Annotated in this window: 3 protein-coding genes and 1 pseudogene; all 4 read left to right on the forward strand. The window is 69.5% G+C overall.

The annotated features are described in order from the left end of the window. The coding region (locus DM816_RS40850) for a hypothetical protein (protein WP_162908383.1) at positions 1-392 on the forward strand (392 nt) is incomplete at its 5' end. An 82-nt stretch (positions 393-474) separates the two neighbouring features. Then, complete coding sequence (locus DM816_RS40855) at positions 475-1302, forward strand: MPN domain-containing protein (RefSeq protein ID WP_117215805.1); 828 nt, start codon at positions 475-477, stop codon at positions 1300-1302. Between the two features lie 206 nt (positions 1303-1508). Beyond that, a pseudogene (locus tag DM816_RS40860) lies at positions 1509-2159 on the forward strand (MPN domain-containing protein); the annotation flags it as partial. Then, a partial coding sequence (locus tag DM816_RS40865) for an AAA family ATPase (RefSeq protein ID WP_117215807.1) occupies positions 2156-3664 on the forward strand: 1509 nt, incomplete at its 3' end. The pseudogene DM816_RS40860 and the gene DM816_RS40865, both read left to right, overlap by 4 nt.

The following is a 3664-nucleotide window of genomic DNA, read 5'->3' on the forward strand; positions in this document are numbered from 1 at the left end:
CGCGGCTCGGCCAGCGGGCGCTGCCCGTTGGCGAGCCGCCCGGCCCGGTGATGGCGGTCCGCCTGAGCATCGGCGGCATGCGCGGAGGGCGCGGCGGCGACCGGAGCGCGCAGATCCGGTACCTGCTCATCGTCGACGTGTCGGACCTGCCGGCCGGCGTGCCGCCCATGTGGGTCCGCGCACCCCTCGACCGGGACATAACACATGTCAATATCTGGCCGGCAAGCAAGAGCGTGTGCCCGTGGACCGGGACACCGCTACCAAGCCTTTGCTGGAACACCTTCGCGGTCGCCTGGCAAGAGGCGCCGTCCGCACAGCGGACTCTGGGCAGCGCGCTCGAGTTCGCCAGACAGCTCCTGAATACGGAGAATCATGAAAGCCCAGCGCGATGAACCGAAGCCGGTCCAGGCCAGCGCGGCACGGAGGCCCAGTCACGCATCCGGGTCCGCGCCCGGTACGAGTGCCTTGGTGCCCTTGGCCGCCGTAGCCGTCACGCTTGTCGGCGCCGCCGCCGTGCTCGCCTTCCTCGGCGAGACCGGCAGCTTGTGGGTGCTCATCTTGCCCGCGCTGCTCGGCGCGGTGCTGATGATCTGGTCGTACCGCCCGTCCATGTCGCCGCGGCAGGTCCGCGAAATCCGGGAGACGCTGACCGGAACCGCCGAGCCCGAAGACCAGGAGCCACCCCATCAGCAGCCGCCTGACCAGGACGGTATCTCCGTGGGATCTGTTGAGCCGCAACCAGAAAAGCCATCGCCGCGGCCGGCGGTGATGGCACGCGCCGCCATCACCGACGGACGCCTCGGCCTGCTCAAGCCTCGCTGGCAGGAACTGTTGCAGGACAAGGGCGTAGCCGTCGCCCTCGACAAACGGCTGTGGGAGACAACCTGTCGGCGCCTGCGCGAGGACGCCGCCGAGCGGGGTGGGGTGGCGCTGACCGTACGCGGTGAGCGGACTTTGCTTGTGTTCGGCATGGTCTTCCCGGCGCAGACCCACGCCAACTCGGTGCGGTGCGAGTTCTCTGCGGGCGAGGTCGACCGGGTACGGATCGGCATCAACGCCGTCGCCGAGGAGCTTGGCCTGCCGCCGGGCATGGTGACGGTCACCTGGGTGCACACGCATCCACGGCTCGGGGTGTTCCTTTCCGGCACCGACGTGGCGACCTCGGAAAAGTGGCGCAGTCTCGACCCCCGGTTCACCCCAATCGTCCTCGACGTCCACCAGACGACGCTCGCCGAGCAGATCGGTGTCTTCGGCGCCGGCAGCGAGCGGCTCCGTCCGATCACGACGGTCGAGGCCTGGTGATCCCCGCGACGGCACGCCGGATCGCCGAATCCATTGACGATGTCTACCGCGGCGAGGGCAGCCCGCCGCCGCTGATCCTGATGCGGGCCTGGCAGGACGAACCGGAGGAGTGAGATGTCACCGTACCCACCAGCACCGGTCCTGTTCATAGACGGCCTGTCGTTCACTCTGCTGCGTCATGTGGGTTCGGCCGGGAGCACGAGCGCGGCGGCGTCCTGCTCGGGCGCAGGCTCAAAAGCAAGACGATCGTGGCCGCGGTGATCTTCCCGCCGCAGATCTACAGCGGACCCGACCATTGCATCTTCGAGGTCCGGTCCCTCGAGGCGATCCGTGCCGCGTTCGCGCCGTTGCGCGGGCGGCGGCTGCGCCGGGTGGCGGGCACGATCGTCGGCTGGGTGCACAGCCATCCCGGGTTGGGATTGTTCTTGTCGCGCACCGACATCGGCACGTTCGCCAACTGGCGGCAACTCGACGGTGAAGCGGTCGCCGTGGTGGTGGATCCGTTGATGCCCGGAACCGACGCCGACCGCGTCGCCTACTGGTATCACGAGCAAGAGCGCACAGGGTTGATGGTGACCAGCGTCGCGTCGGCCAGAGACGCGCTGACCTCTCGCGACGGTGCGATGCTGGCCGAGCGGATCAAGCAGGTGGCCCACCCCGGCGGTGGTTGGGAGATCATCACCGCGCACCACGTGGTCAGCGTCTTCCCTCAGCAGGAGCAACCGGCGGGCAACGAGGCGCCGCAGATGGCCGTCCAACCGCCCGCCCACGAGCAGTCGCCGGCGCCGCCCCCGGAGCAGATACCCGACCAGGCGGCAGAGCCGCTCGTGCAGCAGGTGGCGGAGGTGGTGCGATGACGCGCATGAGCGTCCAGACCGCGCCGGCCGCGACCACCAACTACGGCAGTTGTTATGTCAACGACCGCGACATCCCGGCGGGCTGCCCGGTGCGAGTCGCGGCCAACGGCGCCACCATCTTCTGCGTCCAGACCTGGGATCTGCACAACCGGTTCCAGGGACCCGACCGGATCATCCTGGACCGCTGGCAGTGCGACACGCTGAGCGTGCAGACCGCCTCGCCGGTGGAGGTGGAGCGTTTGGACCCCACCGGCCTGGCGTCCGCCAACATGATCGAGCTCTCGCTGGTCCGCTGGTCGGGCACACCCGGCGAGAACCGGGCCGGGCTGCTGGAGTTCCTGCGCGGCGGGCGCTACCTGCTCTACCCGGGGCTGCGTTTCGGCTACCGCGCGCTCGGCGGGCAAGGCCTCGGCGAGTACAAAGTGGAGTCGGTGCGCGCCAACTGCCAGGCGGTGCCCGTCGCCGCCATCGGCGAGCGCGTGACGGTCAGGGTCCGCCGCCCGCCCGGCGTCACCGTCTGGCCGCCGACCTATGACGACGTCGGCGGTCTCGATCAGGCGATCGCGTTGCTGCGCCGTGAGGTCGAGGTGCCGCTGCGGCGCCCCGCCGACCTGGCGGCGATCGGCGTCGCCGCGCCGACGGGCGTCCTGCTCTATGGGCCGCCCGGCACCGGCAAGACGCTGCTGGCCCGAGCGGTGGCGTTTCACAGCGGGGTCCCCACGACGCTGGTCAGCGGACCGGAGATCGCCGGCCGCCCACCCGCGGAGGCGGAAACCTTACTGCGGAACGCTTTCGGCGATGCCCACGGTCCGCCCCGCATCGTGATCCTGGACGACGTGGACTATCTGGCGCCCGAGCGCTCGCAGCCTGCGGCCGGACCGTCCATGGTGAGCCTGTTGCAACGGCTTCTCGACCAGCCGGGGCGGCCGGTGGTCATCGGCACGACGAGCCGTCGCGACGCGATCGACCCGGCGATACGGCGTCTGGGGCGCTTGGGGCGCCAGGTGGCTGTGGGCGTACCGAACGAATCTGATCGCCGAGAAATCATCATGGTCCATACCAGGGAACTGGCCCTGGCCTTCAACGACCAGGAGCGCCACGACCTCGCCGCCGACCTGGCCAGGCGCACCGCGGGCTTCGTCGGTGCCGACCTCGAGGCGCTGTGCCACGAGGCGGGCCGAGTGGCGTTGCGCCGCGCTTTTCCTTTGGAGGTCCTCGAATCCGCCGTTCCGGTGCCGCAGACACCGCTCGAGATCGAGCTTGCCGACTGGCAGGAGGCACTTACCCTGGTGACCCCGTCTGCCATCGGCAGCGTCGTGTCCGAGATCCCCCCGGTCACCTTCGCCGATGTCGCGGCCCTGGCTAGTAGTACTTTGTTATGTTGTGTCGTCGAATGTGCGGTTGCAGATGTGGCATGCGCCGGTGATGACCATGAGTATGGGTTGCAGGAGCCGCAGGACGGCGTAGAGGGTCAGGCCGGCGCATCCACTTTTGGGTCCAGGCGC

This window comes from Allorhizocola rhizosphaerae (assembly GCF_003426775.1).
GTDB classification, from domain to species: domain Bacteria; phylum Actinomycetota; class Actinomycetes; order Mycobacteriales; family Micromonosporaceae; genus Allorhizocola; species Allorhizocola rhizosphaerae.